The organism is Micromonospora sp. CNZ285 (assembly GCF_004637285.1).
The window spans coordinates 1,693,234-1,712,023 of sequence record NZ_SPQD01000001.1 but is presented as its reverse complement, the minus strand read 5'-3'; the positions used below and the strand labels follow the sequence as shown (position 1 = coordinate 1,712,023).

Annotated in this window: 23 protein-coding genes; 10 read left to right on the top strand and 13 right to left on the bottom strand. The window is 73.6% G+C overall.

Annotated elements, in window-relative coordinates:
• Positions 1–135 precede the first annotated feature (135 nt).
• Entirely contained in the window at positions 136–906 is a 771-nt protein-coding gene (locus CLT75_RS07820; protein WP_135240171.1) for a lysophospholipid acyltransferase family protein, read from the top strand.
• A gap of 64 nt (positions 907–970) precedes the next feature.
• Positions 971–1,612 carry an NAD(P)H-dependent oxidoreductase gene (locus tag CLT75_RS07815; protein ID WP_135240170.1) on the top strand — a complete coding sequence of 214 codons (642 nt, stop codon included), beginning with the start codon at positions 971–973 and terminating at the stop codon, positions 1,610–1,612.
• 138 nt (positions 1,613–1,750) lie between these two features.
• On the opposite strand, the gene CLT75_RS07810 is transcribed toward CLT75_RS07815, so the two are convergent.
• The gene (locus CLT75_RS07810; protein ID WP_135240169.1) at positions 1,751–2,119 is read right to left on the bottom strand and encodes a DUF4180 domain-containing protein; all 369 of its coding nucleotides are present in this window, start codon (positions 2,117–2,119) and stop codon (positions 1,751–1,753) included.
• Positions 2,112–2,564, bottom strand: coding sequence for a helix-turn-helix domain-containing protein (locus CLT75_RS07805; protein WP_486485087.1), 453 nt, complete (start codon positions 2,562–2,564; stop codon positions 2,112–2,114). Before CLT75_RS07805 ends, CLT75_RS07810 begins: the two co-directional genes overlap by 8 nt.
• Before the next feature lie 88 nt (positions 2,565–2,652).
• Here CLT75_RS07805 and CLT75_RS07800 point away from each other — a divergent pair, with 88 nt between their 5' ends.
• The 3 genes from CLT75_RS07800 (at position 2,653) to CLT75_RS07790 (ending at position 5,611) form a co-directional block, all read left to right on the top strand.
• A complete protein-coding gene (locus CLT75_RS07800) occupies positions 2,653–3,420 on the top strand; it encodes a glycerophosphodiester phosphodiesterase family protein (RefSeq protein WP_135240168.1) in 768 nt (255 codons plus the stop codon).
• 20 nt (positions 3,421–3,440) lie between these two features.
• Positions 3,441–4,832: an MFS transporter gene (locus CLT75_RS07795; protein ID WP_135240167.1), complete on the top strand. Its 1,392-nt coding sequence runs from the start codon at positions 3,441–3,443 to the stop codon at positions 4,830–4,832.
• A gap of 92 nt (positions 4,833–4,924) precedes the next feature.
• The gene (locus CLT75_RS07790) at positions 4,925–5,611 is read left to right on the top strand and encodes a thymidine kinase (protein WP_370585003.1); all 687 of its coding nucleotides are present in this window, start codon (positions 4,925–4,927) and stop codon (positions 5,609–5,611) included.
• Between the two features lie 3 nt (positions 5,612–5,614).
• Here the strand turns inward: CLT75_RS07790 and CLT75_RS07785 are convergent, their stop codons facing one another.
• Positions 5,615–6,073 carry an Rv0361 family membrane protein gene (locus CLT75_RS07785; protein WP_135240165.1) on the bottom strand — a complete coding sequence of 153 codons (459 nt, stop codon included), beginning with the start codon at positions 6,071–6,073 and terminating at the stop codon, positions 5,615–5,617.
• Between the two features lie 99 nt (positions 6,074–6,172).
• Here CLT75_RS07785 and CLT75_RS07780 point away from each other — a divergent pair, with 99 nt between their 5' ends.
• Positions 6,173–6,544 (top strand): VOC family protein, encoded by a 372-nt coding sequence (locus CLT75_RS07780; RefSeq protein ID WP_135240164.1) that lies wholly within the window; start codon positions 6,173–6,175, stop codon positions 6,542–6,544.
• Between the two features lie 4 nt (positions 6,545–6,548).
• On the opposite strand, the gene CLT75_RS07775 is transcribed toward CLT75_RS07780, so the two are convergent.
• The 7 genes from CLT75_RS07775 to CLT75_RS07745 all read right to left on the bottom strand — a co-directional run bounded on the left by CLT75_RS07775 (position 6,549) and on the right by CLT75_RS07745 (position 11,306).
• On the bottom strand, positions 6,549–7,394 hold the full coding sequence (locus tag CLT75_RS07775; RefSeq protein ID WP_135240163.1) for an LLM class flavin-dependent oxidoreductase: 846 nt from the start codon (positions 7,392–7,394) through the stop codon (positions 6,549–6,551).
• Positions 7,395–7,425: 31 nt separating this feature from the next.
• Positions 7,426–8,415 (bottom strand): tyrosine-type recombinase/integrase, encoded by a 990-nt coding sequence (locus CLT75_RS07770; RefSeq protein ID WP_135240162.1) that lies wholly within the window; start codon positions 8,413–8,415, stop codon positions 7,426–7,428.
• Between the two features lie 113 nt (positions 8,416–8,528).
• Positions 8,529–8,963, bottom strand: a complete 435-nt coding sequence (locus CLT75_RS07765) for an Hsp20/alpha crystallin family protein (RefSeq protein WP_013286325.1) — start codon at positions 8,961–8,963, stop codon at positions 8,529–8,531.
• A 74-nt stretch (positions 8,964–9,037) separates the two neighbouring features.
• A complete protein-coding gene (locus CLT75_RS07760; protein WP_209310286.1) occupies positions 9,038–9,547 on the bottom strand; it encodes a GNAT family N-acetyltransferase in 510 nt (169 codons plus the stop codon).
• A complete protein-coding gene (locus tag CLT75_RS07755; protein ID WP_135240161.1) occupies positions 9,544–10,071 on the bottom strand; it encodes a DUF2087 domain-containing protein in 528 nt (175 codons plus the stop codon). Before CLT75_RS07755 ends, CLT75_RS07760 begins: the two co-directional genes overlap by 4 nt.
• 124 nt (positions 10,072–10,195) lie before the next feature.
• The gene (locus CLT75_RS07750; RefSeq protein ID WP_135240160.1) at positions 10,196–10,750 is read right to left on the bottom strand and encodes an isochorismatase family protein; all 555 of its coding nucleotides are present in this window, start codon (positions 10,748–10,750) and stop codon (positions 10,196–10,198) included.
• A 67-nt stretch (positions 10,751–10,817) separates the two neighbouring features.
• Positions 10,818–11,306, bottom strand: a complete 489-nt coding sequence (locus CLT75_RS07745; protein ID WP_135240159.1) for a GNAT family N-acetyltransferase — start codon at positions 11,304–11,306, stop codon at positions 10,818–10,820.
• A gap of 108 nt (positions 11,307–11,414) precedes the next feature.
• On the opposite strand from CLT75_RS07745, the gene CLT75_RS07740 reads away from it, so the two are divergent.
• From CLT75_RS07740 to CLT75_RS07730, 3 genes are all read left to right on the top strand, one after another.
• Positions 11,415–12,956 carry a glycosyltransferase family 39 protein gene (locus tag CLT75_RS07740; RefSeq protein WP_135240158.1) on the top strand — a complete coding sequence of 514 codons (1,542 nt, stop codon included), beginning with the start codon at positions 11,415–11,417 and terminating at the stop codon, positions 12,954–12,956.
• A gap of 13 nt (positions 12,957–12,969) precedes the next feature.
• Positions 12,970–13,788 carry a TIGR04222 domain-containing membrane protein gene (locus CLT75_RS07735; RefSeq protein WP_135240157.1) on the top strand — a complete coding sequence of 273 codons (819 nt, stop codon included), beginning with the start codon at positions 12,970–12,972 and terminating at the stop codon, positions 13,786–13,788.
• Between the two features lie 154 nt (positions 13,789–13,942).
• The gene (locus CLT75_RS07730) at positions 13,943–14,251 is read left to right on the top strand and encodes a hypothetical protein (protein ID WP_121683769.1); all 309 of its coding nucleotides are present in this window, start codon (positions 13,943–13,945) and stop codon (positions 14,249–14,251) included.
• A 63-nt stretch (positions 14,252–14,314) separates the two neighbouring features.
• Here CLT75_RS07730 and CLT75_RS07725 read toward each other — a convergent pair whose 3' ends face one another.
• Positions 14,315–15,886: an MDR family MFS transporter gene (locus CLT75_RS07725; protein WP_135240156.1), complete on the bottom strand. Its 1,572-nt coding sequence runs from the start codon at positions 15,884–15,886 to the stop codon at positions 14,315–14,317.
• A gap of 62 nt (positions 15,887–15,948) precedes the next feature.
• Positions 15,949–16,566: an acyl-CoA-like ligand-binding transcription factor gene (locus CLT75_RS07720; RefSeq protein WP_135240155.1), complete on the bottom strand. Its 618-nt coding sequence runs from the start codon at positions 16,564–16,566 to the stop codon at positions 15,949–15,951.
• A 313-nt stretch (positions 16,567–16,879) separates the two neighbouring features.
• On the opposite strand from CLT75_RS07720, the gene CLT75_RS07715 reads away from it, so the two are divergent.
• The gene (locus tag CLT75_RS07715) at positions 16,880–17,437 is read left to right on the top strand and encodes a DUF1062 domain-containing protein (RefSeq protein WP_135240154.1); all 558 of its coding nucleotides are present in this window, start codon (positions 16,880–16,882) and stop codon (positions 17,435–17,437) included.
• A 46-nt stretch (positions 17,438–17,483) separates the two neighbouring features.
• On the opposite strand, the gene CLT75_RS07710 is transcribed toward CLT75_RS07715, so the two are convergent.
• Complete coding sequence (locus tag CLT75_RS07710) at positions 17,484–18,722, bottom strand: macrolide family glycosyltransferase (RefSeq protein ID WP_167796891.1); 1,239 nt, start codon at positions 18,720–18,722, stop codon at positions 17,484–17,486.
• Positions 18,723–18,790: the final 68 nt, after the last annotated feature.

Genomic DNA, 18,790 nt, shown 5'->3' with positions numbered 1-18,790 from the left:
ATACTACTCGGCGTCGTAGCGAAAGCAGCAGGGCCGCAGGGCCCCACCCGGCCCGGGACCAATGACCCTGATCACCCTTGCCGGAGGACCTGCGGTCCCCCGAGCCGTGCCCGCACGTGCGACCATCCAGCACTGATGAACAGCACCCTCTGGCGCGCGCCGCTGCTGTGGCGGGGCGCGCAGACGCTCGCCCGCGCCGTCGTCGGGCTGGTCGGCCGGCTGGAGGTCACCGGCGACGTGCCCGACGCGCTGCGCCACGGCCCGCTGGTCCTGGCCGCCAACCACATCAGCCCGTTCGACCCGGTGGTGCTCGCCGCCGCCTGCCAGGTCCGGCGCGTCGCGCCCCGGATCATGGCCACCGGCGGGCTGTTCCGCGCCCCGCTGATCGGGGCGCTGATGCGCCACGCCGGGCACATCCGCGTCGACCGGGGCACCGCCGCGGTGCACCGGTCCCTGGAGGTCGCCGCCCACGCGGTGGCCGGCGGCTCGGTGGTACTGGTCTACCCGGAGGGGCGCATCGGGCTCGACCCGGGCATGTGGCCCGAGCGGGGCAAGACCGGCGCCGCCCGGCTCGCCTTCGCCAGCGGCGCCGCCGTCGTACCGGTCGCCCAGTGGGGCTCGCACGAGGTGCTGCCCTACCGAGCGCCCAAGGGGATGCTGCGCGCGACGGCCCGGGCGATCGTGCGCCGGCCCGCCATCCGGGTGCACTTCGGTGCCCCGGTGCCGCTGGACGACCTGCGGTCGGGCTCCCCCGGCGCGGCCCGGCAGGCCACCGACCGGATCATCGACGCGATCACCGACGACCTGGTGCCGCTGCGCCCCGACGAGCCGGACCTGCCGCGCCACATCGACCCGGGCCGGCCGGTCGACACCGCCCGCGCCCACCACCGCCGCCACGCCGGCTGACGCATCCCGGCCCCGCTGGCGGGTATCACGTCCCCGCGCCCCTTCAGGCGGAGAGGACCTCGTCATGACCGCTGTCCGAGCACTCGTTCTCAACTGCACCCTGAAGCGCTCCCCGGCGACGTCCAGTTCACACGTACTCGGCCAGGAGGTGCTCGACGCGCTGGCCGAGCAGGGCGTCGACGGCGAGATCGTCCGGGTGGTCGACCACGACGTGCGCTTCGGGGTCTCCGTCGACGAGGGCGACGGCGACGGCTGGCCCGCCATCCGCGCCAAGCTGCTCGCCGCCCAGATCCTGATCATCGCCACGCCGATCTGGCTCGGTCAGCCCTCGTCGGTGACCAAGATGGTCCTCGAACGGTTGGACGCCGAGCTGTCCGAGACCGACGACCAGGGCCGCCTGCGCACCTACGGCAAGGTCGGCGGAGTGGCCGTGGTCGGCAACGAGGACGGCGCGCACCACACCATCGCCGAGGTGCAGCAGGCCCTCAATGAGGTGGGGTTCACCTGCCCGGCCGCCGGGGCCACCTACTGGGTCGGGGAGGCGCTGCACAAGACCGACTACGTCGACGCCCGCCCCAAACCCGACACGACCGGCCGCACCACCGCCACGCTGGCGCTCAACAGCGCCCACCTGGCCCGGCTGCTCGCGGCGCAGCCCTACCCGCCCCCCGGAACCCGCGACGCGGCCACCAACCAGTCCGGCTGACCCGACACACCCCGACCCCGACCCGCCGCTTCGCCGTTGATCTTGCAGTTGGTGCCCCGGCAAATCCGGCCAACCGCCCCCGACGAGGGCCGCAAGTGCAAGATCAGCGAGGCGAGGGCGGGGCGGGGCGGGGCGGGGTCAGGGGGTGGTGCGTAGCCGGTCGTCGAGGGCGGCCAGGTCCGGGACGAACCACACCTGGTCGTGCCGGTTCGACTCGGCCACCAGCGCGCGCAGCGCGCCGCTGCGCTCCAGGTGCGCGGAGATGTCACCGATGATCGCCAGGCGCAGCCGGTAGTTGACGAACTTCTGCAACACGTCACCGGCGAAGCGGGTGCCGAGCGTGAAGAAGTCGGGGTCGAGCCGCTCGGCCGGCACCGCCACCACTGTCGCGCCGAGGAACGCCGCGCCGATCAGGTCCAGCGCGTCGCGCTCGGTGGCGATCGGTGGGCCGTCCGGGTCGCAGACCAGCACCGGCACGCCGGCGCGCTCCTGCATCAGGTCAGTCACGGCCGCGCTCCCCGCCGCCGAGCAGGCCGTTGCCGCCGTCGAGCACCCCGTCGAGCAGGCGCAGCAGATCGGCGGTGGCGGTGAGATCGCCCAGGATCACGATGGTCATGCGGTGCCGCTCCTCGTCGTGGACCGTCTGCACGCGCAGGGGGCGGTCCAGGTCGTGGTGGGTGTTCACGCCGGCGAGCACCAGCGTGGCGAGCCGGTCGACGGCGGCCCGGTCGACGCCGTCGAGACGCACGACGCTGGACACCTCCGCCCCCGGCGCCGAGGCGGCCGCAGCGGGCCGGCCGGTCAGCGCGTCCAGGTCCGCGCGGGCGATCCGGTACTGCTTGCCGATCCGCGTGGCCCGCAGTCGCCCCGAGCGGATGTAGCCGCGCACCGTGCGCACGTGCAGGCCGAGCAGGTCAGCAACCTGCTCCACCGAATACATGTCGTTACTCATCGGACCCTATCCTAGCGACGATAGGGAAGGATAGGTAATTTCACCGCCCGGCCATGTCTGCGCCACCCGGGCCGGGCATACTGCCCGCGTGCAGCCCCGTCACGGCTACCTCGACGCGCCCGCGCCGCTGGCGTTCGCCCACCGCGGCGGCGCGGCCGACGGCGACGAGAACACCGCCGCCGCGTTCGCCCGTGCCGTCGCCCTGGGTTACCGGTACGTGGAGACCGACGTGCACGCCACCGCCGACGGCGTACCTGTGGTCTTCCACGACCCGACGCTGCGCCGCGTCACCGGGGAGCCGGGCCGCATCGCGGACCTGCGCTGGGCCGACCTGTCCTCGGTGCGCGTCGGCGGCGCCGCCCTGGTGCCCCGCCTGGACGAGGTGCTCGGCGCCTGGCCGCAGGTGCGGTTCAACATCGACGTGAAGTCCGACGGCGGCGTGGCGCCCACCGTCACCACCGTCACCCGGGCCGGCGCCGGCGAGCGGGTGCTGCTCGCCTCGTTCAGCGACGCCCGGCTGGCCCGGCTGCGGGCGCTGGCCGGGCCGAAGGTCGCCACCAGCCTCGGCATGCGCGGCGTGGCCCGGCTGCGGCTGGCCTCGCTGCACGGACGGCCGCTACGGCTGCCCCCGTCGGTGGTGGCCGCGCAGGTGCCTGTCGCCTTCGGGCGGGTGCCGGTGGCCGACCGGCGGTTTCTCGCGTACTGCCACCGGATCGGGTTGCAGGTGCACGTCTGGACGATCGACGATCCCGCCCAGATGCACCACTTACTTGATCTTGGTGTGGATGGCATCATGACCGATCACGTCAGCGTGCTCCGTGACGTCTATCGCAGTCGCGGCCACTGGGCCGCCTGAGCCCCCGAGGACGACCCCCGATGGCCGATACGGTCACCCCCGCCGTCGCCGACCCCGCCGGACCGGGCAGCACCCGCCGCGAGCGCACCGGCTGGTACTTCTACGACTGGGCGAACTCCGCGTTCCAGACCACAGTCATCACGGTCTTCCTCGGGCCGTTCCTCACCACCGTGACCGAACTCGCCGCCGGTTGCGAGCTGGGCGCTGACAGCTGCGACGGCGCGGTGTACCCGCTGGGCATCAAGGTCGCCGCCGGGTCGTTCTACCCGTACCTGATCTCGCTGTCGGTCTTCCTCACCGTGTTCGTGCTGCCGGTGATCGGCGCGATCGCCGACCGGTCGGCGCACAAGAAGCGGCTGCTGGCCGCCGCGGCGTTCACCGGCGCCGGCGCGACCATCGCGTTCGCGTTCGTCACCGGCGAGCGCTACCTGCTCGGCGGCGCGCTGTTCCTGATCGCGAACATCTCCTTCGGCGCCGCCGTGGTCGTCTACAACTCGTTCCTGCCGCAACTCGGCGGCCCGGACGAACGCGACGGCATCTCCAGCCGCGGCTGGGCCATCGGCTACCTCGGCGGCGGCCTGCTGCTCGCGCTGAACCTCGTAGCGGTCACCATGCTCAGCGAGGATGGCAACGCCCAGCGCACGCTGGACCTGGCCCGCTGGTCGATCGTGTCGGCAGGCGTGTGGTGGGCCGCGTTCACCCTGGTGCCGCTGCGCTGGCTGCGCGAACACCCCACCGCCGCCGCCCTGCAGGCGGGCGGCAACGTGCTCACCGACGGCTTCCGGCAGCTCGGACGCACTTTGCGGGAGATCAAGACGTACCCGCTGACGCTGTACTTCCTGCTCGCGTTCCTGGTCTTCAACGACGGCATCCAGACCGTCATCACCCTGGCCAGCCAGTACGGCACCGAGGAACTGCGGCTGGAGCAGAGCACGCTGATCGTGACCATCCTGCTGGTGCAGTTCCTCGCCTTCGGCGGCGCGCTCGCCCTCGGCGCGCTCGCCAAGCGCATCGGCGCGTGGAAGACCGTGCTGCTGTCGCTGGTGCTCTGGACCGGTGTGATCATCGCCGCGTTCCGGCTGCCGGCCGAGGCGCCCGTACCGTTCATGATCCTCGGCGGCTGCATCGGCCTGGTGCTCGGCGGCAGCCAGGCGCTGAGCCGCTCGCTGTTCAGCCAGCTCATCCCGGCCGGCAAGGAGGGCGAGTACTACGGCTTCTACGAGATCAGCGACAAGGGCACCAGCTGGCTCGGCCCGCTGGCGTTCGGCCTGGTCTTCCAGCTGACCTCGTCGTACCGGGTGGGCCTGGTGTCGCTGCTGATCTTCTTCGTGGTCGGCTTCGCCCTGCTGGCCGCCGTGCCGATGCGCCGGGCCATCATCGCCGCCGGGAACACCCCGCCCCGGGTGCTCTGACCAACCGCGCCCGCGGATCATCGCGGACCTGATCGGGCGGTGTCGATGGACTAGGCTGCCCCGACGTGACCGACGACGCCGCCCAGACCTGCCTGGCCCGCCCCCTGCCGGGGCCCGGCGACGACCGGGCCGCCGGCTGCGCCGCCGCCCGCGGCGTCGACGGCCGGCCGCTGCACGCCGCCGCGCTGAAGTTCTTCTGGGGGCCAATGGACTGCGGCAAGTCCACCATGGCGCTGCAGATGAACCACAACCACGCCCGGCAGGGCCGCCGCGGCCTGGTCACCACCCGCATCGACCGCTCGCTGGGCCCGCAGGTCACCACCCGCATCGGCCTGGCCCACGAGGCCGTCGAGGTCACCGACGACCTCGACCTGCGCGCCCTGGTCCGCGACGCGTGGGCCGAGGGGGTACGCGTCGACTACCTCATCTGCGACGAGGCGTCGTTCTACAACCTCGAACACATCGAGCAGATGGCCGAGCTGGTCGACCGGTTCGACGTCGACGTGTACGCCTTCGGCCTGGCCACCGACTTCCGCTCCTGCCTGTTCCCGGCCGCGCAGCGGCTGTTCGAGCTGGCCGACGAGGTGGCCCGCATCCAGGTCGAGGTGCTGTGCTGGTGCGGCCGGGAAGGGCTGCTCAACGCGCGCGTGGTCGACGGCCGCGTGGTGCGCGAGGGCGCGCAGGTCGTCATCGGCGACACCGTCGACACCGCCGACGTGCGCTACCAGGTGCTGTGCCGGCGCCACTACCGCTCCGGCGACCTCGGCCCGCGCGGCTGAGCCTCAGAACGGGTCTCCGCACACCCGCCAGCCGCCGCCCTCCGGTACCACAGGCAGCTCCCGTTCCTCGCTGCCGCCGCCGTCCCGGTTGATCCGTACGAGCACCGTGCCGTGCGGCCGGCCCGAGCGGGTCGCCACCGACACGTCGACGATCTCGTAGCCGCTGACCTGCGGCGGCGTCCGCACCCAGCTGCCGAAGCCCGACTTGCTCCACTTGCCCCGGGCCTCGGCGCACAGCCGCTCGTACGCCGCGTCGGTGTCCCCGGACGCGACGTCGCGGAAGAAACCGTCGGCGGTCTCCCGCACCGGCCCGTCGGCCTGGAGCACCACCTGCGCGTTCCACGCCGCCAGGCCGGCCACCCCGATCAGGCAGGTGCCCACGCCGAGGCCGGCGATCAGCACGCCCGCGCGTAGCGGGCGGCGACGCCGGGCCGTGTGGTGCCACTCCCGCTGCCTGCCCATCACCGTCGACGGTAGGCAACCGGAACGCCCTGCGCAGCCGGTTGCGACGCGCGCCCGCGCCGGGCCGAAGATGTCAGGCACCGGCGGCAGACTGTCGGCATGACAGTCAATGCCGACATCGCCATGATCAATCTCGACAGCTCCGACCCGCCTGCGCACGCGGCCTTCTACTCCACCGCGCTGGGGTGGGAGATCACCCACAGCGAGGCCGAGTACGCCATGATCGTCAAGGACGGCACGTCGATCGGCTTCGGCCTGGTGCCCGGATACACACCGCCCGCCTGGCCCGACGAGAGCGGCGGCAAGCGCTACCACCTGGACCTCTACGTCGACGACGTGGCGGTCGCGGAGAAGGAGCTGGTGGCGGCCGGCGCGACCCGCCCCGGGTTCCAGCCCGGCGGCGAGCGGTGGACCGTGCTGCTCGACCCGATCGGGCAGCCGTTCTGCCTCTGCCCCCGCCCGCAGGGCTGACCGGTCAGCGCAGCGGGCCGCGGAGCACCGCGGCCCGCATCGCTGCCGGATCGGCGGCCGGGACGTACTCCAGCCACCAGGTGGCGCCCGCCTGCGCAAGCTGCGCCAGGTAGGCCCGCTCGGCCCGCTCGTCGGGACGCCGCCGCCGGCCGCCGACCGCCACGTCGAACGCCTGGCCGTCCGCGCGGCGGGCCGGCAGTGCGGCGACCAGGCCGGCCACCTCATCGGGCGTGAAGTCGGACCAGCCGTCGGTGTCGGTCAGCTTGTAGGGCACGATCCCGTCCGCCCGGGCGGCACGCCGCAGCACCGCCTTCGCCTGGGTGCTGCCGCCCACCCAGACCGGCACCCGGGGCGACTGCACCGGCGCCGGACGCAACGCCACGCCCTCCGCCCGGTAGTGGACGCCGTGGTGCGTGACCGGTTCGCCGCCGAGCAGCCCGACCAGCAGGTCGAGGCCCTCGTCGAGCATCGCGGCGCGGGTCCTGAGGTCGGTCGGCTCGCCGAACGCGGCCAGGCCCCGGTCGGCCGGGTCACCGACCCCGACCGCGACGCCGGCCCGGCCGCCGGACAGGTGGTCGAGCGTGAGCACCTCCCGCGCCAGCTTGACCGGGCGGCGCCGGGGCAGCGCGGTGACTGTCGTGCCCAGCCGCACCCGCCCGGTGCGCCCGGCGATCGCCGCCAGCACCAGCCACGGATCCCAGGTCGGCGGGTCGTCCCCGGCGTGGTGCACGAGGTAGTCCTCCAGGAACACCCCGTCCCAGCCGGCCCGCTCGGCCAGCTCGCCGAGCGCCACCAGGTCGGCGACCGTCAGCGTGCCGCCGCCGCAGGCGATCTCCAGTCCGTGTCTCACGCCGCGCACGCTACGGCGCGGGTACGACGGGTCACCCGCTACGGCGGGCCCGGGCCGCCCAGATCGCGTACGCCGGATCGCGGTCCAGGTTGTGCCGGTCCCGGTCGTAGCGGCGGGTGGTACGCGGATCGGCGTGCCCCATCGCGTCCTGCACGTCCTCCAGCGGCACCCCCTCGGAGCGGGCCGTGGTGGCGAACGCGTGACGCAGCGAGTGCGGCGACAGCTTCGCCCACGCGGCGATCCCGGCCCGCTGCGCGAGGCGGCGTACCAGCCGGAACACGGCGTGCCGGTCCAACCGGCCGCCGGTGGCGGTGACCAGCAGCGGACCGGTCAGCTCCGGCACCGTGACACCCTGCGCGGCGGCCCGCACGGTCAGGTAGGCGTCGACCGCGTACGCGGTGCCCGGGGTGAGCGCGCGCCGGCGTACCTTGCCGCCCTTGCCGACGAAGCGGACGCTGCGGTGACCGCGCTCCGTGCCCAGGTCGGACACGTCCAGCGCGACCAGTTCCCCCACCCGCAGGCCCAGGTCGGCAAGCAGCGCGACGGCGGCCCGGTTGCGGGCTGCGGCCGGGCCGGTGTCGGCCTCGGCGGCGGCGATCAGCCCGTCGACCTCCTCCGGGGTCAGGCCGACAGTGGCGGAGTGGTCCCGGTCGACGCGCGGCCGGTCCGCCGCCGACACCGGGTTGGCGGGCACCGCGCCCAGCTTGACCAGGAAGTCGTACCAGCTCGACAGCGCCGACAGCCGGCGCGCGACGGTGGCCGGGGTGAGCGGACGGCCGGCCCGGCCGCGGGGTGTGGACTCCAGTTCACGGCCGTAGGTGTTGACGTCGAGGAAGGTGGCCCGCAGCGGGTCGACGGCGTGTTCGGCGCACCAGCTCAGCCAGCCGGTGACGTCGCGGCGGTACGCGTCGCGGGTGTGCTCGGACAGCCGCCGGTTGCGCAGCCACGCCTCGGTGACGTCGGCCGGGCCGGCGGGCAGGGCGGCGGTACGGGCGCGGGGCAGCACCTCGGGGCGAAGCATGTGAGAAAGGTTCTCAGCCGACGGGGTGTTTGGCGACGAGGCGCGCTGACCGCCGGTACGCCGAAGCGGGGTCGGCCGGCGCTCCGGCCTCCCCCGCTTCGGGCGTGACGTGCTCAGGCGGTGGTGAGCTGACGGTGGCCGTTGCTCTCGGCGGGCGTGCTCACCGTGATCCGGCGCGGCTTGGCGCGCTCGGCGATCGGGATGCGCAGCGTCAGCACCCCGTTGTCGTAGCCGGCCTCCAGCCGGTCGGTGTCGAGCGTGTCGCCCAGGAACAGCTGCCGGGTGAACGTGCCCATCGGACGCTCGGCGGCGACCAGCTCGACGTTCTCGCCGGTGGGACGGCGGCGCTCGGCGCGGACGGTCAGCACGTTGCGCTCGACGGTGCAGTCGATGCTGTCCGGGTCCACGCCGGGCAGGTCGAACGCCGCGTAGAAGTGGTCACCGTCGCGGTACGCGTCGAGGTGCATCACGGCGGGCCGGGCGGTGGTGCCGAAGAACTGCTCGGCGATCCGGTCGATCTCGCGGAACGGGTCGGTACGCATCAACATGGCTCTTGCCTCCTCGGTTCTCCTGGCCCAAGGTCTCAAGTTGAGTCCGGGTGACTCAAGTTCCTGGTTCTGTTTTAGCGCGCCTGCGCCGCCTCGTCAACTCGTCCCGCAAGCGTCTTCTCGAACCAGTGCTGCGCGTACGGGCCGCTGGTGAAGGCGGGGATCTCCCGGTAGCCGTGCCGGGCGTACAGGGCCCGTGCCTCGACCAGGTCGGAGCGGGTGTCCAGCCGGATCCGCGTCGCTCCGCCGGCGGTCGCGTACGCCTCGATCGCGGCGATCAGCGCCGCCCCGCCCCCGGCGCCCCGGTGCTCCGGGCGCACGTACACCCGGGTCAGCTCGGCCCAGTCCGGCTGCCATCGCAGCCCGGCGCACCCGGCGAGCCGGCCGTCGCGGCGGGCCACCACCAGCAGCCCGGCCGGCGGGACCAGGTCGTCGTTCGGGTCCTCGGCCAGCGCGGCGTCCACCTCACCGGGCCGCTCCGGGCGGCCGTACCAGCGGCGCACCATCTCCGCCATGTACTCGCGCAGCAGCAGCGCCGCGTCCGGCTCGTCCGGGTGCGCGACCTGCGTGCTCCACCCGGTCACGGGCCGGTCCGCCAGTAGACGCCCTGCTCGCGGGTGAGCAGCATGTCGTCGATCAGGTAGCGGCGCAGCGTCACGTGGTCGGCCTCGCCGCCCTCGCACCAGCGGCGCAGCGCGTCGTCCACCTCCCGTTCCGGGTAGCGCCGCCCGGGTTCGAAGGTTCGTTCGGTGATGTGCTCCAGCAGCACGCGGCGGCGCCCCCGCTGCGCGGGCAGCCGGGTCAGCGCGCCGTCGCGCAGGAACGTGCGCAGGATCGTCTCGCGCGGGTTCGCGGCCGGCGCCGCCGGGGATGCCGCACCGGCCCGTGCGAACTCGCGCAGCCGCTCGGCGTCGACCCGCAGCCCGCCGCCGTCGTCGGCGAGCACACCGGCGTCGGTGAGACGGCGGACGGCCACCGCGGCGTCGCGGGCGGGCAGGCCGGTACGGGCCACCACCGCCGGCACGTCCCGGGCGCCGAGCACGATCGCGGCGAACACGGTCCGGCGGCGCTCGTCGGCGAGCGCCCCGGCGAGGGCTTGAGCGGTCATGGCGGGCAGCCTGTCAGCAACCCGCCGGATCCGGCGAGGTGTTTTCCGGCCGCCACTTGCCGGGGTCGCCACGGCGGACGGCGGCCCGGCCGGTCCGCGACACCGACCGCCGCGTCCCGGCGGGTCAGGCCGCGAAGTCCACGTCGGCGGCCTCGACGGTGCCGGCCGTGCGCCCCGGGGCGGTCTGGAAACTCCAGTAGAGGTTGGTGTGGGCGATCACCTGCGCGGGCGGCGGCGCGCCGTAGGCGGACAGGTCCTCCGTGGTGTGCGCGTCGGCGACGAGCGTGGCGTCGTAGCCGCGGGTGAACGCCCCGTGCAGCGTCGACCTGATACACGCGTCGGTCTGCGCGCCTGTCACGACCAGCCGGCCCACCCGGGCGGCGGCGAGTACCGGCTCCAGGTCGGTGTCCTCGAAGGAGTCGCCGTACGCCTTGTGCACCAGCGGCTCGTCGTCGCGGCGCGACAGCTCCGGCACGATCCGCCACTGCTCACTGTCGGGCGGCAGGTCGTCGCTGCGGTGCTGCACCCACACCACCGGGACGGCGGCGTCGCGGGCCCGGTCGACCAGACCGGCGATGGTGGCGACCACGCGGTCACGGTCGTGGGCGCCGCCCACCACACCGTTCTGCACGTCGACGACGAGCAACGCGGTGTGCGGACGGTCGGTGAGCGTGGTCATGGCGGCTCCTCGGGTGGTGACGGTCCCGGTCAACCTAGCCCCGGCCCCCGACACTCCCGGGCCGCGCTCACAGCCGCCGGTGCATCACGTGCAGCCCGACCCGTCCCCGCTCCGGGTGCGCGAACGCCTCCGGCACGGTGCCGATCACCGTGAAGCCGAGCCGACGGTACAGCTCCACCGCCGCCGTGTTGGTCTCCACCACGGCGTTGAACTGCATCGCGGCGAAACCCTGCCGCCGGGCCCAGTCCAGCGCCTCCTCGCACAGCGCCCGGCCCACACCCCGGCCCCGGGCGTCCGCCGCGACCATGAAGCTCGCCGTCGCCACGTGCGACCCCGGCCCGGGCCGGTTCGGGCCCATCTTCGCGGTGCCGCGCACCGCGCCGTCGTCGTCGACCGCGACCGAGGTACGCCCCGGCGGGCACTCCACCCAGACCTCCCGCATCGTCTCCGGCGGCCACTGCGGGTCGTACGGGAACGTGTCGGCGGCGGTGATGACGTCGGCGAGGATCGGCCGGACCTGGGCCCAATCGGCGTCGGTGTAGTCACGAATCAGCATCGGCGCGCACGCTAGCCGCCGCCCCGGCCGTCCGGCCACCGGTTTCCGTCCACCCGGCCGAGGGCGGCGGGGCATCGGCGGACCGCCCGCCGGGGCCATCATGGACGGGTGGCCGAATCAGTCGCCGGCATCGATCGGAGTGAGGCCGCCGCACCCGGTGTCCCGCCGCCCGCCGGTCCGCGTACCGCCGCGCCCCTGGTGGTGGGCGCGGTCCTCACCGTCGTGCTGCTGTCGCTGGCCGGCCGCTACGGCTACCACCGCGACGAGCTGTACTTCCTGCTGTGCGGCCGGCACCTCGACTGGGGCTACGTCGACCAGGGTCCCCTCGTGCCGGCGCTGGCGCGGCTGGCCGACACGATCGCGCCGGGCAACCTGGTGGTGCTGCGTACCCCGTCGGCGTTCCTCGGCGGCGCGGCGGTGGTCCTGGTCGCCGCGATCGCCCGGCAGTTCGGCGCCGGCCGCGTCGCCCAGACGGCCGCGGCGGTGCTCGCCGCCGCCTCGGGCATCGTGCTGGCCGGCGGCCATCTGCTCAGCACCACGAGCGTCGACCTGCTGGTGTGGCTGGTGGCCGCGCTGTGCGTGGTACGGATCCTGCGCACCGGCGACACCCGGTGGGCGCTCGGCGCCGGGCTAGCACTCGGCGTCGGCCTGCTCAACAAGCCGCTGCCCGCCCTGCTCGGCGTCGGCCTGGTCGCCGGTCTGCTGATCGCCGGGCCGCGCCGGCTGCTGCGGGACCGGTGGGTGCTCGCCGGCGCGGGAATCGCCGCGCTGCTCGCCGTGCCGTACGCGGCGTGGCAGGCCGCGCACGGCTTCCCGCAGCTCGACGTCGCCGCGTCGATCGCCGACGGCGACAGCTCCTACAGCGGCCGGATCGACGCGGTGGTGCTCCAGTTCCTGATCATCAGCCCGTTCGCGGTCCCGGTGTGGGTCGCCGGGCTGGTGGCGCTGCTGCGCCGGCCGTCCTGGGCGGCGTACCGGTCGCTGGCCTGGGCGTGGCTGGTGGTGGTCGCGATCGTGGTGGTGGCCGGCGGCAAGGGCTACTACGACGCGCCGCTGCTGCTGGTGCTCACCGCCGCCGGGGTGGTGCCGGTCGTCCAGTGGGCGCGGCGGGGCGCGGCCCGGGCCCGGCAGGCGTTGCTGGTCACTGCCGCCGTGCTGATGGCCGCGAGCAGCGCGGTCCTGCTGCTGCCCACGCTGCCGGCCGACCGGCTGCCCGGGTTCGTGGTCGCTGTCAACTACGACGCGGGCGAGACGATCGGCTGGCCGGAGTTCGCCGACTCGGTGGCCGCCGTGCACCGCGCGCTGCCTCCGGCCGAGCGCGACCGGGCGGTGGTGCTGACCGGCAACTACGGCGAGGCCGGCGCGCTGGCCCGGTACGGTCCGGCCCGGGGACTGCCCCGCGCGTACTCCGGGCACAACAGCATGGCCACGTTCGGCCGGCCGCCCGACGACGCCGACGTGGTGATCGTCGTCGGCTGGTCCCGGCCGGAACCGCTGCGTGCCTGGTTCACCGAGGTCACCGAGGCGGGCCGGGTCGACCAGCGGGCCGACGTCGACAACGACGAGAACGGCGAGCCGATCTTCCTCGCCCGGGGCCTGCGGCGTCCGTGGTCACAGATCTGGGACACCGAGGTACGCCACGGCTCCTGAGATACTTGCCGCCATGCTCTGGGGAGTCAGCGGGCCGATCTTCCTCCTCGACTACCTCGGCGCGGTCGCCGTGGCAGCCGTGATCGCCGTGGCGGTACGCGAACTGACCGGTCGCCGTACCCGTGGTGCGACACCCGACCGGGTCGAGCTGGCGTACCTGACCGACCGGGCGCTGCTGGCCTGCCAGGTCGGGGTGGCCGCGCTGCGCCGCACGGGCGGGGTCGACGTCGGCGAACTCGCCACCCTGCACGCGCAGGGACCGCCACCGGCCGGCTCGCCCGCGCTGGTACGCGCCCTGCACACCGCGCTGCGCCGCCCGCAGACCTGGGCGGCGGTGCTCGCCGACCCGGCGGTGGGCCGGGCGCTGCGCCGTACGGTCGGGCGGCTGGTCCGCGACGGCTGGCTGCTCACCCCCGGGCAGCGGCGGCGGATCGCGCTGGGCACGGTGCCGTTGTTCGCGGTCGCCGCGGTCGGGCTGACCCGGCTCGTGGACAGCGCGGTCGAGGGGCGCTCGGCGGGCGGTCCGGCCTCGGTCGCCGGGCTGCTGCTGTGCTCCCTGGCCACCGCGCTCGGTGGCTGGTGGCTGACCGAGGTGCCGGAGACCGGCGCCGCCGCGCGCGGGCTGCTGCGGCGGCTGCGTCGCGAGCACGCCGACCTGGACCCGGAGCGCCGCCCGAGCTGGGAGGGCCGGGACACCGACACGCTGCTGACCGGGATGGCCCTGTTCGGCCCCCGGCCGCTGCTCGCCGTGGATCCGGCGTTCGCCGTGCAGGTGGGCGTCGACCCGGAACGGGACCGTCCTCGCCCCGACCGCAAACCCGCCCGCCGCTGACCAGACCCCCCATTTCGCGTCGATCATGAGGTTGACGCCGCCCGATGTCCGTTTTGTCCGGAACAACCTCATGATCGACGCAGGGCAGGGCAGGGCAGGGCAGGGGCGGGTGCCGGCTGGGTTTCCTTGTCTTGGGCGCCGGGAAGGCTCGGGCATGGCCGAGACATTCGTGAGCGAAGACCTGAAGACACTGCAGGCGATTGCGCGCGGGGCCGGGATACAGGAGGTCGACCGCCTGTCGCCGGACCAACTGGTCGAGGCGCTGCGCCGCGCCGGGGTGACCGACGGTACGCAGGACCAGTGGCCGCCCCAGCCGATCGAGGACCCGGCACACCTGGCCGGGCTGCCCCGCAGCTCGCTGACGCAGGGCGACGAGAGCACCGGCGGCCGGGCCGCCGAGGAGTCGATCGGCGCCATGCCTGGCGAGTCCGGCACCGAGATCAACGACCGCACCGAACGCTGACCGTACGCGAGGAGGGGCCGTCCCCGGCGTTCCCGGGGCGGCCCCACGCTCGACCGGACGCGGTCAGTGCATGCCGGCGGCTGCTGCCGCCTCCTCGCGGGCCCGGCGCTCGTCGCCGCTGAGCGTGTTCAGCGGCTTCTCCTTGATGAACAGCACGACGATCAGGGCGAGCAGCGCGAACGGCGCGCCGATGAGGAACATCTCCGACGTGGCGATGCCGTAGACGTCCTGCACGACCCGCAGCACCGGTTCCGGCAGGGCGGACAGGTCCGGCACCTCCGCCGACCCGCCGCCGGCCGCGATCGGGCCCAGCCGTTCGACGGTCAGTGAGGTCACCCGGTTCGCCAGGACCGCGCCGAGCGCGCTGACGCCGACCGCGCCGCCCATGCTGCGGAAGAACGTCAGCACCGAGGTGGCCGCACCGAGTTCGGCGGCCGGCACGTCGTTCTGCGCGGCCAGCACCAGGTTCTGCAGGAGCATGCCGACGCCGACACCCAGCACCGCCATGTGCACCGACAGCACCGGCACGCTCGTGTTCGCGTCGATGGTGCTCAGCAGCAGCATGCCGACCGTCATCACCGCGGCGCCGGCGACCAGGAACATCTTCCAGCGGCCGTACTTGGTGATCAGCTGACCCGCCACCGTCGAGGAGACCAGCAGGCCGAGGACCATCGGCAGGCTCATCAGGCCGGCCGCGGTCGGCGACTTGCCGAGCGAGGTCTGGAAGTACTGCGAGAGGAACACGGTGCCGCCGAACATCGCCACGCCCACGAGGATGCTCGCGATCGTGGTGAGGCTGACGGTGCGGTTGCGGAAGATGCCGAGCGGGATGATCGGCTCCTCGGTGCGGGCCTCGACGAACACGGCGAGCGCGAGCAGCGCCAGCCCGCCGCCGACCAGCAGCGCGGTCCAGCCGGACGCCCAGTCGAACTTGTTGCCGGCCAGCGACGACCAGATCAGCAGCGTGGACACGCCGGAGGTGATCAGCAGGGCGCCGAGCCAGTCGATGCGGACCTTGCGGCGCACCACCGGCAGGTGCAGCGTCTTCTGCAGCAGGGCGATGGACAGCAGGCTGAACGGCACACCGATCAGGAAGCACCAGCGCCAGCCGAGCCAGGACGTGTCGACCAGGACGCCGCCGATCAGCGGGCCGGCGATGGTGCCGACACCGAACACGGCGCCGAAGATGCCGGCGTACCGGCCCAGCTCACGCGGCGGGATCATGGCGGCCATGACGATCGTGGCGAGCGCGGTCATGCCGCCCGCGCCGATGCCCTGGATGACCCGGCTGAGCAGCAGCACCTCGACGTTCGGGGTGAAGCCGGCGACGAGCGAACCGGCCACGAACAGGCCGAGGGACAACTGGATGAGCAGCTTCTTGCTGTAGAGGTCGGCCATCTTGCCCCACAGCGGCACCGTCGCGGTCATCGCCAGCAGCTCGCTGGTGACGATCCAGGTGTAGACGGTCTGGCTGCCGTTGAGGTCGGCGATGATCCGGGGCAGCGCGTTCGCCACCACCGTCGAGGCGAGGATCGCCACGAACATGCCGACCATCAGGCCGGACAGCGCCTGGAGGACCTCCCGGCGCGACATCCGCGTACCCGTCTCGGCGGGCGGAACAGTGGCGGTGGTCATCGAACTCCTTGTCGTGTGCACGGGCGACCGGCCGCGCGACGGCGGCGGCCGGCAGGAAGGACTCAGGCCGAGGCGTACGGATCGGGCAGGCCGGCGGCGACGGCGGCGAACGCCTGGGCGGTCAGGTCGCGCAGTGTCGTCGTGTCGGGTCGCTCGACCCACTGCATGAGGGCCGTGCGGAAGACCGCGCCGGCAACAGTGGTGACGAGCGTCGGGTGGCCGTGGCGCGGGTCGAGGCCCAGCCGGGCGGCCACCGCCGCGACGATCACCTGCTCGGTCTCGGCGTTGCCGCTGATCAGCCGCGGAAGCAGCGACGGGTTCGCCGCGATCACCCGCAGGCGCAGCAGCCACACCTCGCGGTCGGCCTCGACGGCCTCGACCACGTCGTCGAAGGCCAGCCGCAGCGCGTCGAACGCGGACAGCTCCGGCGGGGCGGCGACGATGCGGGCGGCAAGCACCTCACGGTCGGTCGGCTGGTCGCCGAGCAGCGCCTCGTCCTTGCTGGGGAAGTAGTTGAAGAAGGTGCGGGCCGACACGTCGGCGGCCTCACTGATCTCCTCCACTGTCACCTGGTCCAGGCCGCGTTCGGCGACCAGGCGCAGCGCGGCGGCGCTGAGGGCGGCACGGGTCTGGCGCTTCTTGCGGTCACGCAGGCCGGGGCGGCTCTGATCCGGGGTCACGCGACGACACTACGAGCAATCTTGCAGACAGTGCAAACTTTTAGTGAGTGAAGTGACGGGCGACGCATCGCACCGCGCCGGAAAACGGGTTGAGAGCGGTTCCGGACGTCCCGTACGTTTCCCGCACTCCTGTCGCAGCGAAGAAGGACGACTCCGCGTGACCCCTCCTGCTCTCTAGAACCTGACACGTTCCCCACGCCTGTAGCCGGCTGTTGCGCGCCGGCTCCCCGGGCTGCCCTCGCGCGCCCGGCCACAGCGTCCGAGGCCGCGCGTAATCGGCCTCGCGTCAGGTCTTCAGAGATCAGGTCTCTCCATGTCATTCCAACCGCATATCGTGCTGCCCTGGGTCGTACGCCGGACCCGCCTTCCGCTGCTGTCGCTGCGCTGCGTCACCTGCCGGGCGGAGTCGGCCACCGCCGCCCGGGGCCGGTTCCGCGTCAACGCCAACGGCAAACTGCTGGACGTGTGGCTGCTCGTGCACTGCGTGTCCTGCGACCGCACCGTCAAGCTCACCGTCCGGGAGCGGGCGGCGGTCAGCTCGTTCGACCCCGCCGATCTGCACGGCCACCAGCTCAACGATCCCGACCTGGTGGCGGCCACACTGCTGGACCCGGCGTTCGCCCGGCGGTGCCGCTTCACCCTGGACTGGACCGGCGCGTGGCGCCTGGACGCGCCGGTCGTGCCGCTCGACGGGTGGCCGGTCCAGGTGAACGTCACGTTCGACGATCCGGTGCCGGTGCGCCCGGACCGGCTCATCGCCCGCCGGTTCGGGCGCACCCGGTCCGAGGTGCTGCGCCGGGTCAAGTGCGACATCCCCCTGAAGCGTCCGACGAGCACCGGATTCACCTTCACCGTACTGGCGGAGGACTGACCGGCGCGTGGTCGCGGCGGCGGCACCCGGCCGCCGCGACCACGCCTCACCCGCCGCTCGCCGCGCCGCCCCGTACCGCGGCGAGTTCGGCCTCGATCAGATCGGCGGCCCGGTCGGCGCCGCCGGCGGCGCGGGCCTGCCGCTGCAGCTCGGCGCTGCGGGCCACCACTGTCGGGTCCGAGGTGAGGGCGAGCAGTGTCTCGCGCAGCTCCGCGGCGGTGACGGTGGCCGAGTCGACGACCCGGGCGACGCCGAGGGATGCCAGCTGCTCGGCGTTCGCGAACTGGTCGGCCGCCTGCGGTACGGCGATCATCGGCGTTCCGCAGTAGAGACCTTCGCTGCTGCCGCCCATGCCGGCGTGGGTGACGAAGGCGTCCGCCTGCTCCAGTACAGCCAGCTGCGGCACCCACCGGTGCACCTCGACACTGTCCGGGACGGGACCGAGTTCGGCGGGTTCGACGTGCTTGCCGATCTGGAGAACGGTGTGCCAGCCGGGCAGGTCACCGAACGCGGCGACGCAGCGGCGGTAGAACTCGGGCTGCCGGGTGAAGGCGGAGCCGAGCGAAACGAGCAGCACCTTCTCGGCGCGCTCCGGTCGTACCCAGGAACCCTGGTCGGAGCGGTCGCCCAGCACCGGGCCGACGAAGCTGTAGACCGACCGGTCCACCCGGTCGGCGTTCGGCTGGAGCGCCTCCGGTGGCAGGACGAGGCTGCGTACCGGCCGCCCCTGGAACGCCATGCTGTCGGTGACCGACGAACCCTCGGCGGTCAGCCACTCCGTGAACCGCCGGTAGTAGTCGGCGCCGCGCGGGTCGGCCCGCATCGCCTCCACGGCGGGCGCCATCTCCTGCTCGTAGCCGTCCCAGGCGACGAACGTCGAGGAGAGCTGGACGGCCGGGATCCCCCACTGCTCGCCGAGCAGCCGGGCCGGCGCGCCGGCGATGTCGTAGAGGAACAGGTCCGGCCGGTCGCCGGCGTAGGCGGTCCGGAGCTGAGGCAGCATGGCGACGGCGTCGTCGAGGAAGAGCGTGAGCTGCGCGATCGGGTCGTCGATGCCGGCGCCGCCGTCGGCGGGCAGCGTCGAGGTGTACGGCTTCAGCTCCGCGCCGGTGGTCCGGACGGCCTCGGCGAAGGCGGGATCGTTGGCGTAGGTGACCCGGTGGCCGCGCCGCACGAGGGTGCTGATGATCTCCAGGCTCGGGTTGACGTGGCCGTGGAAACGGGATGCTGACCATGGCGATGTGCGGCACGTGATCTCCTGATCTCTGCTGAGACGAGACGTCACGTCTCGCTTGCACCAGCAGAGCACGGCACCACCGCGCCCGTCAAGACGAAACGTCTCGTCTCGCTGTA